12 protein-coding genes are annotated in these 15827 nt (G+C 65.1%); 3 read left to right on the forward strand and 9 right to left on the reverse strand.

What is annotated here, in order from left to right:
* Positions 1–139 precede the first annotated feature (139 nt).
* Positions 140–1225, forward strand: coding sequence for a hypothetical protein (locus EB835_RS16290; RefSeq protein WP_135810507.1), 1086 nt, complete (start codon positions 140–142; stop codon positions 1223–1225).
* Positions 1226–1358: 133 nt separating this feature from the next.
* Here the strand turns inward: EB835_RS16290 and EB835_RS16295 are convergent, their stop codons facing one another.
* Positions 1359–2216, reverse strand: a complete 858-nt coding sequence (locus EB835_RS16295; protein WP_240688801.1) for a glycerophosphodiester phosphodiesterase — start codon at positions 2214–2216, stop codon at positions 1359–1361.
* 318 nt (positions 2217–2534) lie between these two features.
* Here EB835_RS16295 and EB835_RS16300 point away from each other — a divergent pair, with 318 nt between their 5' ends.
* Positions 2535–4028: an alanine/glycine:cation symporter family protein gene (locus tag EB835_RS16300; protein WP_135810508.1), complete on the forward strand. Its 1494-nt coding sequence runs from the start codon at positions 2535–2537 to the stop codon at positions 4026–4028.
* 117 nt (positions 4029–4145) lie between these two features.
* A complete protein-coding gene (locus tag EB835_RS16305) occupies positions 4146–4445 on the forward strand; it encodes a hypothetical protein (RefSeq protein WP_135810509.1) in 300 nt (99 codons plus the stop codon).
* Positions 4446–4509: 64 nt separating this feature from the next.
* Here the strand turns inward: EB835_RS16305 and EB835_RS16310 are convergent, their stop codons facing one another.
* From EB835_RS16310 to gcvP, 8 genes are all read right to left on the reverse strand, one after another.
* Positions 4510–5223 (reverse strand): hypothetical protein, encoded by a 714-nt coding sequence (locus EB835_RS16310; protein ID WP_135810510.1) that lies wholly within the window; start codon positions 5221–5223, stop codon positions 4510–4512.
* A 330-nt stretch (positions 5224–5553) separates the two neighbouring features.
* Positions 5554–5961, reverse strand: coding sequence for an ectoine synthase (locus tag EB835_RS16315; RefSeq protein ID WP_135810511.1), 408 nt, complete (start codon positions 5959–5961; stop codon positions 5554–5556).
* Positions 5962–6133: 172 nt separating this feature from the next.
* Complete coding sequence (ectB, locus tag EB835_RS16320; RefSeq protein ID WP_135810512.1) at positions 6134–7438, reverse strand: diaminobutyrate--2-oxoglutarate transaminase; 1305 nt, start codon at positions 7436–7438, stop codon at positions 6134–6136.
* Between the two features lie 162 nt (positions 7439–7600).
* The gene (gene ectA / locus EB835_RS16325; protein ID WP_152345760.1) at positions 7601–8095 is read right to left on the reverse strand and encodes a diaminobutyrate acetyltransferase; all 495 of its coding nucleotides are present in this window, start codon (positions 8093–8095) and stop codon (positions 7601–7603) included.
* Between the two features lie 1072 nt (positions 8096–9167).
* Positions 9168–10664 (reverse strand): L-serine ammonia-lyase, encoded by a 1497-nt coding sequence (locus EB835_RS16335; protein ID WP_135810514.1) that lies wholly within the window; start codon positions 10662–10664, stop codon positions 9168–9170.
* Positions 10665–10755: 91 nt separating this feature from the next.
* Positions 10756–11154, reverse strand: coding sequence for a glycine cleavage system protein GcvH (gene gcvH, locus EB835_RS16340; protein WP_135810515.1), 399 nt, complete (start codon positions 11152–11154; stop codon positions 10756–10758).
* 109 nt (positions 11155–11263) lie between these two features.
* The gene (locus EB835_RS16345; protein WP_135810516.1) at positions 11264–12526 is read right to left on the reverse strand and encodes a glycine cleavage system aminomethyltransferase GcvT; all 1263 of its coding nucleotides are present in this window, start codon (positions 12524–12526) and stop codon (positions 11264–11266) included.
* Positions 12526–15459, reverse strand: a complete 2934-nt coding sequence (gene gcvP / locus EB835_RS16350) for an aminomethyl-transferring glycine dehydrogenase (RefSeq protein WP_135810517.1) — start codon at positions 15457–15459, stop codon at positions 12526–12528. The genes EB835_RS16345 and gcvP overlap by 1 nt, the downstream gene beginning before the upstream one ends.
* Positions 15460–15827 lie beyond the last annotated feature (368 nt).

The following is a 15827-nucleotide window of genomic DNA, read 5'->3' on the forward strand; positions in this document are numbered from 1 at the left end:
CCGCGTGCGAGGGCAAGGCTTCGCTCCAGCGCGACGCGTGCGAGGGCAGGGCGCACAGGCATCCGAAAGTCGCAGGCGGGGACGAGGCGGCGACCCGGCACAAAAAGCAAGGAACCTGACTTTATGAGACGATGCGGGCATGACGGATCAGCCGACACCTGCCGCGAATGAGACCACGGGAGCCGCCCACGAGGTGGTCCCTCCGACCGCCCCGATGCCGATGGGCAGCACCGGCATGTCCATCACGATCGTCGCCTTCGTCGTCTTCATCGCGACATGGATCGGAGCGAAGACAGCTGCCCTCACAGCCCCGACCGGAGTCGACGGCGCAGGCGACATCGAACTCCTCCAGCTCGTGCTGTTCATCATCGCCGGTGCGGCCGCCGTCGTCGTCGGACGGCAGCTGAGGTCGATTCCGCGCAGCGTCTTCATCGTCATCACGGTCTTCTACTTCGTCCTCGCCGGGCTGGGATCGATCTTCACCGCCAGCTCGGATAACCTGCAGGTCGATGCCCCGTTCCTGCTGGTCCTCTCCGCGCTCGTCTTCATCGCCGACCTGGCCTATCCGCTCATCATCGCCCAGGTCCTCGCCGTCACAGTCTCTCGCGTCACTCCCGCGGCCGCCGACGCAGACGCCGCGGAGGACGCGGAGGCCGATGCCGACAGCAGCGCGGTCGCCGCCCTCGACGCCCGTGCTCGTCGTCACGGCAAGACCGCTGCGACATTCCTCTTCATCGCTGCGGGCATCACCGTCCTCGACTGGCTGGCACGCACGCTACCGCTGGTTCTGCCGCCGGACTGGCAGACGTCTGACTGGGCGATGACGGTCGCACTGTGGTCGTGGTTTGATGTCCCCAACGCGATCGCCGCGGCGGTCGGCTCCGTCGCGGCCGTCTTCGCCCTCCGCGCAGTCGCGGAGTCCCGCGACCTGCCGATCCCCGATCCGGTCGTCGGCCATTCGCCGACCGAATCGACCGGCGGCCTCTGGCCAGAGCAGGCACGCCCGAAGCTTGCCCACGCCCTGACATTCCTCACAGTCGCCGGCGGCCTCTACTTCTGCCTGACATCGACCTCCCTCGCCATCGGCTTCGCCTGCGGGACCGCCGGAGGCTACCCGGCGTGGGCACTGGGAATGTTCCTCTTCACGCTGGGCGCCATCGTCCTCGCGATCGTCACCCTCGACGCCGTGACCAGGCCGCGCAGGATCTCCACCGCGCGCTCCTGAGACCCCGGGTCCCAGTCGTCCACCGCAGCCATCGGCCGCCTGGCTCTCATCGTCGACGTCTCCCGGCTGCAGCGGTGAAGAATCACCTCATCCGCATCCTCGCTGAGGCGGTCACCGCCCGCCGAATTCCGACCTACAGTTCCTCGACGACCTCGACGAGACGGTCGGGGGCATTCGTGATGATGCCGTCGGCACCGACGTCGACGGCCCGTTCCATCTCCTCACGATCGTCGACGGTCCACACCAGACTCGTCATTCCGAGTTCGTGAATGGCGGTGAGGAATCCCTCGTCGGCGGCGCAGAATTCGGGGTTGACCTGGTCGACCCACTCGGCGAAGTACTGGAGTTCGTCCGGGCACGGGCGTCCGAGCACGCCGACCGGGATCTCCGGGGCGAGCGCATGGAACTCGGCGATGAATGCCCAGTTCGCGGACTGGACCACGAGCATCCCGGCGGCCAAAGCCCGGTCGAGATAGTTCGGCACGGCACGCAGGGCGGCCACGATCGCCTCGGCGATTCCGGGATATATTTCGGGATGCTTGACCTCGAGAAGCAGTCCGGTGCGGGTGTCGTGTGCGAGCGTGAGCACCTCGGCGAGGCGGGGCACGCGGATCCCCGCGAACTCATCGCCCTTCCAGCTTCCCGCGTCGAGCGTGGCGATCTGGGCGGCATTCATGCCGGCGATGCTGCGGTCTTCGCGATTCGGGTACAGGGTGCGGGCGTCGGTGGTGCGATCGACGGTGGCGTCGTGCATGATCACGAGTTCGCCGTCGACGCTCATGTGGACGTCGGTTTCGATCATGTCCGCGCCCTGGTCGATGCCGGCGATGAACGCGGGGATCGTGTTCTCCGGCCAATCGGCAGACGCACCTCGGTGTGCGATGACCAGGGGCGGGACTCGAACTCGGGCAGCATCCATCACGGCGCCGGCTGGGGTGCCGAGGTCGCGGGGTGAGGGATCGGAAGTCGGGGTGGCGAGGGTGATGGGCATTTCAGAACTCCTCCACGGAGACTGCGGGTGGCGGTTGGCGATGTGACCGACAATGGGTACTAGGTCGCCCAGATTAGGCGGCCTGTGCAAGTTCCGGGTGATGCGCGGGTTGACGGGACATGAATCCTGACCGTATCGACGCTGGCCGTCACCTGGGCCGATGCTGACCCAGCGGCGGAACACCGACCCTGTTCAAGCAGGGGGCACTGCCACCCCACCGAGCACCGAGGTGGCAGACTGGGAATAACCACGGACGGAGTTCGCGCATTCCGCACCTCCGATCCTCTCCAGCAAGATTGCCGAAGGAGGCGCAGTTCGATGGAGATGCTCCAGAGTGCGTTCGACAGTGTCAGCAACGTTTCGTCATATGTCCTCGTGGCTGTTCTCATCCCCACTGGTCTGTATTTCACCATCCGCACAGGAGTGGTGCAGGTCCGCCTGGTGCCCGAGATGTTCCGCACTCTGGTGGAGCCGGGCGGACGGGATTCCGAGGGCAATCGGAACATCTCGCCGTTCCGCGCCTTCTCGATCTCCGCGGCATCGCGAGTGGGCACGGCGAACATCGCCGGTGTCGCCCTGGCGATCTCGCTCGGTGGCCCGGGCGCGATGTTCTGGATGTGGATGACAGCCATCGTCGGCGGCGCCACGGCCTTCGCCGAGTCCGCACTCGGCCAGCTCTACAAGCTCAAGGACGGCCCGAACTTCCGCGGCGGTCCCGCCTACTACATCAGGCACGGGCTGAACATGAAGTGGCTGGGACTGGTCTTCGCCGTCATCGTCGCGATCACCTACGGCATCGTATTCAACTCGGTGCAGTCGAATTCGATCGTCGACGCGGTCGGGGCATCGCTGAACGTCGATTCCTCGAACGGAACCTTCGCCGCGATCACCGGTGCGATCATCGCCGTGGCCGCCTTCGCGATCTTCGCCGGAGGTGCCAAGCGCATCTCGAACATCTCCGCCTATCTTGTGCCGTTCATGGCCGGCATCTACCTCATCGTCGGCATCATCGTCGTGGTGATGAACATCGGTGCCGTCCCATCGATGATCGCCACGATCTTCTCCGATGCCTTCAGCATGGATTCGATCGCCGGCGGAACGCTTGGTTCGATCATGCTCATCGGCGTTCAGCGCGGCCTGTTCTCCAATGAGGCTGGTATCGGTTCGGTGCCGAACGCGGCTGCCACTGCATCGGCCTCGCATCCGGCCAAGCAGGGCTTCGTCCAGGCGTTGGGCGTGTACTTCGATACGCTCCTCGTCTGCTCGGTCACCGCGTTCATCATCCTGCTGTCGCGCCCGGAGTACGGAAGCTCTGCCGAGGGCATCCAGCTCACGCAGACGGCGCTGAGCGGCCAGCTCGGGCAGTGGGCGATCCACTTCCTCACGCTGGCGATCTTCCTCTTCGCGTTCTCGTCGATCCTCGGCAACTACTACTACGGCGAAGCGAACATCGAGCATCTGACGACGAACCGCGTCGCGTTGCGGGTGTATCAGGTCATCGTCATGGTCTCGGTGTTCATCGGCGCGATCGCGGCCCTCGACCTGGTCTGGACCGCAGCGGACATCTTCATGGCGATCATGGCGCTCATCAACCTCTTCGCTCTGCTGATGCTTTCGCCGCTGGTTTTCTCGCTGCTGAAGAACTATCAGCAGCAGCGCCGGGCCGGCAACGAGCCGATCTTCCGCCGCGGCGATCTGCCTGAGTTCAAGCGCATCAGCACCGTGGTCGACGCCTGGGACGGCACCGACGAGGTGACGACCACGAAGTTCTGGCACGACCGTGGGAAGAAGGTGCGTTCCGACAACGAGTGAGGCCACGAGCACTCTGATCGCGCAGACTCATCGGGCGTCCCCTTTCGCGGGAGCGCCCAATGAGTCTTCTGTTTCCCGATGGCCAGGAACATCCCCTGATCCCAAAAGGAGGTCCCGATGAATATCGATCGTGCTGAGTTGGCGAACACCCTCGCCGAGGCGACCGGATGGTCGGTCTCGGCCGATCCCCACCGAATCACCTTCGTCAACGATGATCCGCCGCAGGTAGTCATCTGGACGGTCACCGATGCCGAGATCGGTCAGCTGCGCTACAACGAGAATCTCCGCGCCAGGGCCTTCGGAGGCCGTCAGACCGCTGAACTCAGCGTCCTGAGCGTTCCTCTCAATGAAGCATTGGGACCTTTTGCAGGGTCCCGCGGATTGATGAACGGGACGAACCTGACGATCCACGAGTGAGAACCGACGAGCCACAGGCAATCAGGTTCAGCACAGCGCCGAGGTGGTCCCGTCCAGTCTGCGATCAGCGCTTGACCGACTTCGAAGTCGCTCCCGTCGCCCAGCTGACCTGACCGAAGGTCACCCTGTAGGTCTTCTTGGCCTTCGTCTTGACCTTGTACGTGGCCTTGCCCTTCTTCGGGGTGACCGTCTTCAGAGTCTTCCACTTGCTGCCGGACTTGACCTGGAACTTCACCTTCGGGTTGTAGTTGACCTTGCCGTACTTCTCGGGGTTGTAGACCTTCGTCTTCGAAGTCAGCGTAACCGTCTTCCCGCTGAGCTTGGACGACAACGAGGCGTAGCTCTTCCCGCGAACGTAGAAGTAGCCCTTGGTGCCGTCTGCACGTTCAACTTCGTCATAGTCGTCGTATTCTGAACCGCCGTGATAGTACGCCCTGATTTCAGACGGACCTAGGGTGTATTTCCCAAGCCCATCCGACGACGGACAGATCATGATCCGATCCTTCTTGGATCCGCTGTAGTCGGAAAACCACGCTGTATCTGTCCAACCATGGCGGCCACGGACATCGGTGTCTACATCCCAGTCATCGATTCTCGACTTCTTATGCTTCATGTAGACGTTTGTATATTTGCAGTTCCAGTCCGACACAATGACACTGTCGCCCCACAGTTTCGTCACATCGAATGATGACCTGGCCGCCTCAGCGGAAGCAGCTGGACCGACGACGAGGGCAAGAGCAGCGACGACCGACACGAGGGCGCGTTTGAGGAACTTCATGGAGACTCCAATGAAATGAGAGAGACAAGATGAAAACGAACTGAGGATGCCAAAGTCGAAGTCACTGGAGTGCTGTCGGCAGACTGCGTCACGATAGTTGAAGTTTCGTCAAGAAGAAGAGTACCACGCCTGAAGTCGAACTGGTCCTATAATCGACTCATCAGCAGGCAGACAGTAAGAAGGGCGATCCGAGCGCAATGCTCGGACCGCCCTTTCTGAGTTGCTGTCCGCAGAGACCGGCTGACGCCGGCCTCAGCGGTTCCCCACCTCAGCGGCCGACCTCAACGGACGGCCGCCTCGGCGAGGGATGCTCCCTCAGCTCTCTGTAGCTCAGTTGGCGGGTGCTGCCTCATCCTCGAGGATGAGCGGGTACACCCCGTTCTCGTCGTGGACCTCACGACCGGTGACCGGCGGGTTGAACACGCAGGCCATGCGCAGCTCTTCCTCGGCGACGACGGTGTGCTTCTCATTTCCGTCGAGCAGGTACATGACTCCGTCGTGGAGAGGGTAGACCTTGCCGGTCTCTTCGTCGGTCAGCGTTCCCTTGCCCTGCACGCAGTACACGGCTTCGACGTGGTTCTGGTAGTGGAACGTCGAGGTGGTTCCGGCGTAGATCACGGTGTCGTGGAACGAGAATCCGACGCGCTCCTTGCCGAGGACCATGCGGCGGCTGCGCCAGGTCTCGGACTTCACATCGCGGTCGGTGTCGTTGAGGTCATCGCGGTTGACTACGTACATTTGTGGTCCTTTCGCAAAAGGTCGGTGAAAGTTTTCAGGGGTGGGCCGCGGGCTTCCGTCTTCAACCAACGGCAACCGTCAGCCCGAGTGGGCGACCGAGCAGGTGAGCTCGATTCCGCCCAAAGCTCGGGCCGGCGCCACTGTTTGCGACGCCGGCCCGGCAGAGGTGGGATCAGGCCAGTGCGGCCTCAGCTGTGGCAGGAGCGAACTTGAGCACTCCGGCTTCGATGATGTCCAGACCGGCCTGCAGATCGCGCGAGTCGATCGTCAGCGGCGGCATGATCTTGATGACTTCGTCATCGGCGCCCGAGGTCTCGAGCAGGAGTCCGTTCTCGAACGCATAGGCGGCGACCTTCTCGGCCACTTCGAGGTCTTCGAAGCAGACTCCGGCCAACAGGCCGCGTCCGCGGATCGATGCACCCTCGGTCTTCTCCACGATCGCGTCGAGGCGCTGGTGGAGTTCGGCGATGGTGTCGGCGAGCTGGTTCTGGAACTCATTGTCGGCCCAGAAGTTCTTGATGGCGGCGGTCGCGGTCACGAATGCGGGGTTGTTTCCGCGGAACGTGCCGTTGTGCTCGCCGGGCTCCCAGACGTCGAGCTCGGGACGGAACAGTGTCAGAGCCAGCGGCAGACCCGAGCCGGAGATCGACTTCGACAGGCAGACGATGTCGGGCTCGATGCCGGCTTCTTCGAAGCTGAAGAACGAACCGGTGCGGCCGCAGCCGGCCTGCACGTCGTCGACGATGAGGAGGATCTCGTGCTTCTTGCACAGGTCGGACAGAGCGCGCAGCCATTCGGCGCGAGCGGCACGGAGTCCGCCCTCGCCCTGCACGGTCTCGACGATGACGGCGGCGGGCTTGTCGACACCCGAGCCGGAATCTTCGAGGACCTTCTCCAGCCACAGGAAGTCAGGGATCTCGCCGTCGAAGTAGTCATCGTAGGGGATCTTCGAGCTGTTGGTCAGCGGAATTCCCGCGCCCTCGCGCTTCATCGAGTTGCCGGTCACCGACAGCGAGCCGAGCGTCATGCCGTGGAAGGCATTGGTGAACGAGAGCATGTGCTGACGTCCGGTCACCTTGCGGGCGAGCTTGAGCGCCGCCTCGACGGTGTTGGTTCCCGTCGGTCCGGGGAACATCACGGAGTAGTCGAGCCCACGCGGCTTGAGGATGAGATCCTGGAAGGTCTGGAGGAACTCACGCTTGGCCGGGGTCTTCATGTCCATTGAGTGGAGTACGGCACCGGACTGCAGGTATTCGATGAGCGGGCCCATCACGGCCGGATTGTTGTGGCCGTAGTTGAGGGCACCGGCGCCGGAGAAGAAGTCGAGGTACTCGTTGCCATCCTCATCCCACTGCTTGGCGCCCTGCGAACGGGCGAAGGTGGCGGGCCAGGAGCGGCAGTAGCTGCGCACGGCAGACTCGCGAGTTTCGAAGATGTCGGGCTTGTCAGTTGGTGTGGGCTTAGAGCTTTCAGTCATGACTTGAGTCCTTTCGACTTCTTAAGTTCTGCGTCTGCATCGGATGCAGTCGCCGAGGCGGTGGCCGCTGCCGCTCATTGCGGGCGATCTCTTCCGCCTCCTGGCACCTGACGCGCCCACTCCCTTGCAGCAGGGGACCGCGCGGTGCCGGGGTGGGGCTCGTTACAGGGGTGCGATCTCGTAGAGGTACTCGGTGTCGTGGCCGTCCGGGTACATCTCCGGAGTGAACAGCGGGCGACGGTCGTAACCGGCCCCGCGCTGGTCGGCGAATGCCTGGAACAGACGGTTGGACGCCGCGTTGTCATCGGTGATCGTCGTCTCCATGCGGAGAGCGCCGGTGCGATCGGCCAGCTCGTGGAGCATGGTCGAGGCGAGTCCATGACCACGGAATTTCTCGTCGACAGCGACCTGCCAGATCATCAGGGTGTCCGGATTCTCCGGACGGGTGTACCCGGTGATGAAGCCGGCGGGCTCTCCGCCGATTCGCGCAATCACCGAGGTGTCCGCGAAGTCGCGGCACCACAGCAGATACGAGTACGACGAGTTCAGATCGAGCACGGCTGTATCTTTCGCGAGCCGCCATAGATGTTGCCCGTCCTCCAGCTCAGGAGTACGGACGTCGGTTTGCGTCTTCGGTTCAGCGAGTGCGTTTCTCACGCCAATAAACCTAACGGGATGAGAATGAGCGTCAACCCCGAAACCGTCGATTTCGGGGTACTTCTGCAACCCTCGCCCCGGCCTACGGACATGTAACAGACCCGGCCTTGCCCATGGCATCGTTGGGATGTGACGGGGCGCTCGTTCGCGCTCATCCCGCGCTAGGGCTTCGTTATCGTTTCGTTACATTCGCGCTCAGTTGGAACAGGGGTTCCACGTGCTCCATGTCACTTCGGTCGAATTCGGATAGCAAGGAAACCTGTGTGGCCGGTGGAAGCGTCAAGGCTCTGTGAGCGGTTTCGAGGTGGTTGCCGGGGTGCCGGGGCCGGAGTGCCGGGGTGCCGGGGCCGGAGTGCCGTAAGAAAGTGCGCAGCGTCCGCCGCGGAACGGCAAGTGGGCAACATCCGCTCCGAGACGACAGGTGCGCAGCTTCCGCCACGGAACGGAAAGTGCGCAGGGGTCGCCCCGTGGCCGAAGGCAGTCGACGTCTCGGTCTCACCCCTCGGCCACTCAGCAATCGAGCTGATACCTCTTAACGCGAAATGGCGCGACAGCCCATCGCCACATCGAACGGCCCATCGCTACATCGAGAGGACGGCTGTGCGTGTGATTCCGAACGGCAAGGCGCCCCCCGCCCATCGCTGCGACGCAGCGTGAGACCGATGATTTGGCGAGAACGCCGCGTTTACTGGTCGATCCACGGTGATCCGATGGCCTCGAACGACGGGGATCGACCAGAGAATCCGCCGGCGCACGGGCGCACCTGCCATGAACGCAGAGTCGCATAACGCGACATCGAGAAAGGCGGCCGACGATTCGGCGTAAAAGCAGCTTTTACTGGTCGATCCACCGCGCCCTGGCGGCCTCGAACGACGGGGATCGACCAGAGAATCCGCCGGCGCGCCGTGCTCCCGGCCGCCTGACCCCTCACGCCGCCCTCACGCCGCCCGCCAAGGCCCCGACCCTTCACAGACGCGTCTAGTATCCCGCCAAGGTCGCCGCCCGGCCCCTACCCCGGCACCGGCACCGGCACCGGCACCGGCACCGGCACCGGCACCGAGGCGGGCTTACCTCAGCACTCGACGACGTTGACGGCGAGGCCGCCCATCGCCGTCTCCTTGTACTTCGATGACATATCCGCGCCGGTCTGGCGCATCGTCTCGATCACCTCGTCGAGGCTGACCCGGTGCTGACCGTCGCCCCACAGTGCCATGCGGGAGGCGTTGATGGCCTTGCCGGCGGCGATCGCATTCCGCTCGATGCACGGCACCTGCACCAGACCGGCGATCGGGTCGCAGGTCAGTCCGAGGTTGTGCTCCATGGCGATCTCGGCGGCGTTCTCCACCTGTTCGGGCGTCCCGCCCATCACTGCGGCCAGTCCCCCAGCAGCCATCGACGAGGCGGATCCGACCTCACCCTGGCACCCCACCTCGGCGCCGGAGATCGAAGCGCGCTCCTTGTACAGGACTCCGATCGCCGCCGCGGTGAGCAGGAAGTCGGCGATGGCCCGATGCTTCGCGGACTCGCCGCCTTCGACGACGGCCGGAACATAGTTGAGCGCATAGTGCAGCACGGCGGGGATGATGCCGGCCGCCCCGTTCGTCGGTGCGGTGACGACGCGGCCGCCCGAAGCGTTCTCCTCATTCACGGCCATTGCGATGAGGTTCACCCATTCGAGGTAGTAGCCAGGATCCCGGTTCGGGTCCTCGGCCTTGAGTTTGAGGTACCAGTCGTGAGCCCGGCGACGTACCTTGAGCCCGCCGGGCAGGTAGCCCGAGCGGTCCAGAGATGCCGAAGCGCACTCCTCCATCACCGAGTAGATGTGAAGCAGACCGTGTCGGATCTCGTCGTCGTCACGCATCGACAGTTCGTTGGCGTGCATGATCTCGGCGATCGACAGGTCGTTCTCGCGGCAGCGCTCGAGCAGCTCGGCACCCGAGTGGAACGGATAGGGCAGCTCTTCGTCATAGGACTCGAGTTCGGCATCGACGACGGAATCCGCGACCGCGAACTCGGCATCTGCGCCGTCGCTGGCGGCATCCCCGCCGCCGTCTGCGGCGTCCGCCTCGGCGACCTTCTCCTTGTCGGCGAACTCGGTCTCCGAGGTCACGAACCCTCCGCCGACGGAATAGTAGGTCTCCTCGGCCAGGGTCTCCCCGGAAGCGTCGTAGGCGGTCACGGTCATGGCGTTCGTGTGGCGCGGGAGGACGGTCAGCGGTCGTTTGACCATGTCATCTTCGGTGAACGCGATTTCGACGCCGGTGCCGGTCGAGTCGCCGAGGATGATCGTCCCGGTCTCGGACATCCGCGTCCGCCGGGCGGTGAGTTCGTTGGCTTCGATGAGATCGGGACGGCAGCCTTCGAGGCCGATGAGGATGGCGTCGAAGGTTCCGTGGCCGGCGCCGGTGGCAGCCAGGGAACCGAAGACGTCGACGCGCAGATCCGCCACGGATCTAAGCGTTTCGCCGAGGAGGTCGATGAAGCTCGCGCCGGCACGCATCGGTCCGACGGTGTGGGAGCTCGAGGGTCCGATGCCGACTGTGAAGAGGTCGAAGACACTCAATGGCATGGCAATCACTTCGTTTCTGTGGATATGCACAGCGGGGCCGACGAGAGACCGGCTCGGCCTTCTGTCGGCCCCGCTGCGGGGAGGGAGCGTCTCAGAGAGAGTTCGCCTCGGCGTAGCCGGCGGCGTCCATGACTTCGCCGACCTCGGTCACGGCGACTTCGAACAGCCACCCCTCGCCATAGGGGTCGGAGTTGAGCAGTCCGGGGTTCGCGGTGGCGAGTTCGTTGATGGTCACGATCTCACCGGTGACCGGGGTGTAGAGGTCGGACACGGACTTCGTGGATTCGACCTCACCACAGGTCTCACCGGCGGTGACGGTGTCGCCGACCTCGGGCAGGTCGACGTAGACGACCTCGCCGAGGGCATCGGCGGCAACGGCGGTGATGCCGACCTTGACGGTCTTGCCGACGAGCTCATCGGCCGCACCGTCGACCCATTCGTGCTCGGCGGAGTAGGTGAAGTTCTGCGGGAGCGGGGGCAGCTGTGCCATGTTTCTTCCTTCTCTGCGGGCGCCGGAATGCGACGGCCTCGACGTTGTTGTGCCAGGTGAGACCAGTGTACGAGGCACCGGTCCCACCGGGATGAACTGTGGGTGAGCCTCAGTGGGCCGGGCGCTTGTAGAACGGCAGCTCGGCGACGGTGAAGTCGTGCGCCTTGCCGCGGATGTCCACGGTCACGGCGGTGCCCACCTCGGCGTGTGCCCGGTCGATGTAGGCCAAGGCGATCGGGTGGCCGAGCGTCGGTGAGGGCTGGCCGGAGGTGACGATGCCGACCTCGGCGCCGTCGACGGACACGGCGGCTCCGGAGCGGGCGGCCCGGCGTCCCTCCGAGGTCAGGCCGACGAGCACGCGCGGGGGTTCGGTCTCGCCGATCTTGGCCAGGGTCTCGCGAGCGAAGAAATCGTCCTTGGTCTTGAACCCGATCATCCGACCCAGACCCGCATCGAAGGGGCTGGTGTTCTGGTCGAGTTCGTTGCCGTAGAGCGGCATTCCCGCTTCCAAGCGCAGCGAGTCGCGTGCGGCCAGGCCGCAGGGCACGAGCCCGTAGTCCGCACCCGAGGTCACGAGCGTCTCCCACAGGCGGGTGGCGCCGATGTTCGGCGCGTAGAGCTCGAATCCGTCTTCGCCGGTGTATCCGGTGCGGGCGAGCATGAGGTCGATCCCGGCGATCGTCAGCGGCATCCACGCGTAGTACTTGAGTTCGCGCACCGCCTCACCGATGGTGATCTTGTCATCCCCCGCCGAGGTGGCTCCCCCGTTGGCATCGTCGGTGACCTCGGCCTTCGCCTGGTCACCGGCGCCCGTGCGGGGTCCGAATTCGCCGTGGCCGGACTCGTCGAGGGCGCGCAGGATGATCGCTTCGGAATTCGGTCCCTGCACGGCGAGGAGTGCGGTGGCATCGGATTCGTCAGTCAGGCGCACGTCGGAGCCGGGGGCGACGTCCTGGACGAAGTGCTGCACGCGGTCCTTCAGCGCGGCGACCACGGCGGGCGTGTTCGAGGCGTTGGGGACGATGAGGAACTCTTCGTCGCCGATGCGGTAGGTGATGAGGTCGTCGAGGAGGCCGCCGGACTCGTTGACGATGACTCCGTATTTGGCCTTGCCGATCGTCATCTTCGAGTACTTCGCGACCAGCGCGTAGTCGAGGAAGGCGGCGGCATCGGTGCCGCTGATGCGCACCTCACCCATATGGGAGAGGTCGAAGAGGCCTGCGGCCTCACGCACGGCACGGTGTTCGGCCAGTTCGGAGCCGTATTTGAGCGGCATGTCCCAGCCCCCGAAGTCGGTGAACGAGGCACCGAGTTCGGCGTGGATGGCATGCAGCGGGGTCTCTTTGGGCGTGTTCGCAGTCGTATCGGTCATCATTTGTCCTCTTCCTCGAACTCTTCGAAGGCCTCTGGCGGCGGGCAGGAGCACACCAGGTTGCGGTCGCCGTAGGCTCCGTCGATGCGGCTGACCGGCGGGAAGTACTTCGTGTGGCGCAGTCCGGGAACCGGGAACACAGCGGTCTCGCGGCTGTATTTGGCGTCCCAGTCGTCCATCACCACGGTCGCCGGGTGCGGCGCGACGGCCAGCGGTGACTCGTCGTAGGAGTAGGACTGACCGATCTCGTCGATCTCGGCCCGGATGGTGCGCATGGCTTCGATGAACCGGTCGAGTTCGGCTTTGTCCTCCGACTCGGTGGGTTCGACCATGAGGGTGCCGGGCACCGGGAAGGCCAAGGTCGGCGCGTGGAAGCCGAAGTCGACGAGGCGCTTGCAGACATCTTCGGCGGTGACTCCCGTCGCCGAGGTGATCGCGCGCAGATCGAGGATCGTTTCGTGGCCGACGAGCCCGTTCTCACCCGAATAGAGGATCGGGTAGACGTCGCCGAGCTTCTTCGCCAGGTAGTTCGCACCCAGCAGAGCCGAACGCGAGGCCTCGCGCAGTCCCTCGGCGCCCATGAGTTCGAGGTAGGCGAAGCTGATGGGCAGGACACCGGCGGAGCCGAACATCGATCCGGAGATCGGCAGTTCCTTGGCCTCCGGGTCGCCGGCGACGAGCTCCGGCGCGGTGGCGTCACCGGGCAGGTACGGGGCGAGGTGTTCGCGGACCGCGACGGGGCCGACTCCGGGGCCGCCGCCTCCGTGGGGGATGCAGAAGGTCTTGTGCAGGTTGAGGTGGGAGACGTCGCCGCCGAATTCGCCGGGCTTGGCCAGCCCGACCATGGCGTTGAGGTTCGCACCGTCGACGTAGACCTGGCCGCCGGCGGCGTGGACCTTCTCGCACACCTCGCGCACCTGCGGTTCGAACACACCGTGGGTCGAGGGATAGGTGATCATGATGCCGGCGATCTTGCCTTCGTGCTTGGCGATCTTCGCATCGAGGTCGTCCATGTCCACGGATCCGTCGGCGGCAGTCGCCACGACCTGGACCTGGAGTCCGGCGAGCACCGCCGAGGCGGCGTTCGTGCCGTGCGCGGACTGCGGGATGAGCACGACGGTGCGGCCCTCATCGCCGTTCGCGACGTGGAAGTTGCGGATCGCGAGCAGTCCGGCCAGCTCACCCTGCGAACCGGCGTTGGGCTGCAGGGATACGCGGTCGTAGCCGGTGACCGCGATCAGGGAGTCCTCGAGGCGACCGATGAGCGCGCGCCAGCCCTCGGTCTGCTCGGCCGGTGCGAAGGGGTGGATGGAGGCGAACTCCGGCCAGGTGATGGGCTCCATCTCGGCGGCGGCGTTGAGCTTCATCGTGCACGAGCCCAGCGGGATCATCGTCCGGTCCAGCGCCAGGTCACGGTCGGCCAGGGTGCGCAGGTAGCGCATCATCGAGGTCTCGGAGCCGTGGGCGCTGAAGACGGGGTGGGTGAGGAATTCGGTGTCCCGGTGGAACGACGCCGCGAATGCGGGTTCAGGCACGGCGTTGGCTCCGAAGGTCCCCGCCGAGGCGGCTTCGAAGTCGTCCGCGTCGACCCGGGCAAAGATGCCGAGGGCTTCGAGCAGACCGTTGGCATCGTCGACGGTGTGGGGTTCACCGAAGGAGACACCGACGGTCGAGTCGTCGATGACGCGGATGTTGAAGCCGGCCTGATCGGCGACGAGGCGGGCAGCTTCGGCATCGGCGACGCGCAGTGCCACGGTGTCGAAGAATTCCCAGGTGACCACCTCGGCGCCGGGGGCGGTGTCAGCGGCCTTCGCGAAGGCGTGGGCCAAGCGGTGGACGCGGGAGGCGATGCGGGTCAGGCCGACGGGACCGTGGTAGACGGCGTACATGGAGGCGACGTTGGCGAGCAGAGCCTGGGCGGTGCAGATGTTGGAAGTCGCCTTCTGGCGGCGGATGTGCTGTTCGCGGGTCTGCAGGGCAAGGCGGTAGCTGGGCTTGCCCTGGGCGTCCTTGGACACCCCGACGAGGCGGCCGGGCAGCTGGCGCTGGAGACCGGACTTCACGGCCATGAAGCCGGCGTGGGGGCCGCCGAAGAACAGGGGCACACCGAAGCGCTGGGCCGAGCCGACGGCGATGTCCGCACCCTGGGAGGCGCAGTCCTTGAGCAGGGTCAGTGCGAGCAGGTCAGCGTCGAAGGTCACGAGTGCGCCGCGGTCGTGGGCGCCGTCGACGGCCTCGGTGAAGTCGCGGATGGCGCCGGTGGTGCCGGGCTGGGCGCAGACGATGCCGAAGATGTCTTCGCCGACGAGGCCTTCTGAGAGATCGGCGACGGTGACGCGGAAGTCCATGGCGTTCGCCCGGGCGCGGACGACGGCGATGGTCTGCGGGTGGAGTTCGGAGTCGAGGACGACGGTGGTCCCCTTCTTCACGGCGCGACGCATGAGCAGGACCGCCTCGGCGACGGCGGTGGCCTCATCGAGCAGCGAGGCGTTGGCGATGTCGAGGCCGGTGAGGTCCTGGACGACCTGCTGGAAGTTCAGCAGCGCTTCGAGTCGGCCCTGGGAGATTTCGGGCTGGTAGGGGGTGTAGGCCGTGTACCAGGCGGGGTTCTCGACCAGGTTGCGGCGGATGACGGCTGGGGTGATCGTGTCGTAGTAGCCCTGGCCGATGAGCTGGGTGCGCATGACGTTCTGGCCGGCGAGGTTGCGCAGGTCGGCCAGGACATCGAATTCGGAGCGGCCGGTCGGCAGGTCGAGCTCTTCGTTCTGGATGGATTCCGGGACGGCGGCGCTCGAGAGCGCTTCGAGCGAGTCATAGCCGAGTTCGGCGAGCATGGCCTGGACGTCGTCGGCGCGGGGGCCGATGTGGCGGTCGGAGAAGGGGCGCGCGGTGTCCCCTGTTGCCTGCGTCGTATGGGCGAGTGAACTGGTCAATTGCCGTCCTAGGGTCGGTGTCGCGTCCACCGATGGAGGACGCAGCGATCACTGAGTGTCCTCCCCGATCTGTCGGAGCTGTGTCCCGCTTCGCCTCCGCCTCGTGCGCACTTCGGCGCGGATTCGGCGGCGATCGGGACTCGCTGTCCTTCAGATATGCCTGCAATCGGTGGTACTGGGCCTGAGAGTTTCCCGGGGAGGGAATTGCACCTACGGCGCTGCTCGGCACCCAGCGTCTCTGCTTCGGTCGGCGTTCCAGCGATGACTGGTGTTCGTCCGTGTGTGCAGTCGCGGCTGCCCGGCAGCTCTCCCACGTCTTGTCTTAGCGGCGTATGAAGTTGTGTGCAGAACCGTGTGGAACTGCGCCT

The organism is Brevibacterium sp. S22 (assembly GCF_004745485.1).
Taxonomy (GTDB): Bacteria; Actinomycetota; Actinomycetes; order Actinomycetales; family Brevibacteriaceae; genus Brevibacterium.

Coding starts and splice junctions, on each gene's coding strand:
- EB835_RS16290 (WP_135810507.1), top strand. CDS start 140: ATGACGGATCAGCCGACACCTGCCGCGAATGAGACCACGGGAGCCGCC.
- EB835_RS16295 (WP_240688801.1), bottom strand. CDS start 2,216: ATGCCCATCACCCTCGCCACCCCGACTTCCGATCCCTCACCCCGCGAC.
- EB835_RS16300 (WP_135810508.1), top strand. CDS start 2,535: ATGGAGATGCTCCAGAGTGCGTTCGACAGTGTCAGCAACGTTTCGTCA.
- EB835_RS16305 (WP_135810509.1), top strand. CDS start 4,146: ATGAATATCGATCGTGCTGAGTTGGCGAACACCCTCGCCGAGGCGACC.
- EB835_RS16310 (WP_135810510.1), bottom strand. CDS start 5,223: ATGAAGTTCCTCAAACGCGCCCTCGTGTCGGTCGTCGCTGCTCTTGCC.
- EB835_RS16315 (WP_135810511.1), bottom strand. CDS start 5,961: ATGTACGTAGTCAACCGCGATGACCTCAACGACACCGACCGCGATGTG.
- ectB (WP_135810512.1), bottom strand. CDS start 7,438: ATGACTGAAAGCTCTAAGCCCACACCAACTGACAAGCCCGACATCTTC.
- EB835_RS16335 (WP_135810514.1), bottom strand. CDS start 10,664: ATGCCATTGAGTGTCTTCGACCTCTTCACAGTCGGCATCGGACCCTCG.
- gcvH (WP_135810515.1), bottom strand. CDS start 11,154: ATGGCACAGCTGCCCCCGCTCCCGCAGAACTTCACCTACTCCGCCGAG.
- EB835_RS16345 (WP_135810516.1), bottom strand. CDS start 12,526: ATGACCGATACGACTGCGAACACGCCCAAAGAGACCCCGCTGCATGCC.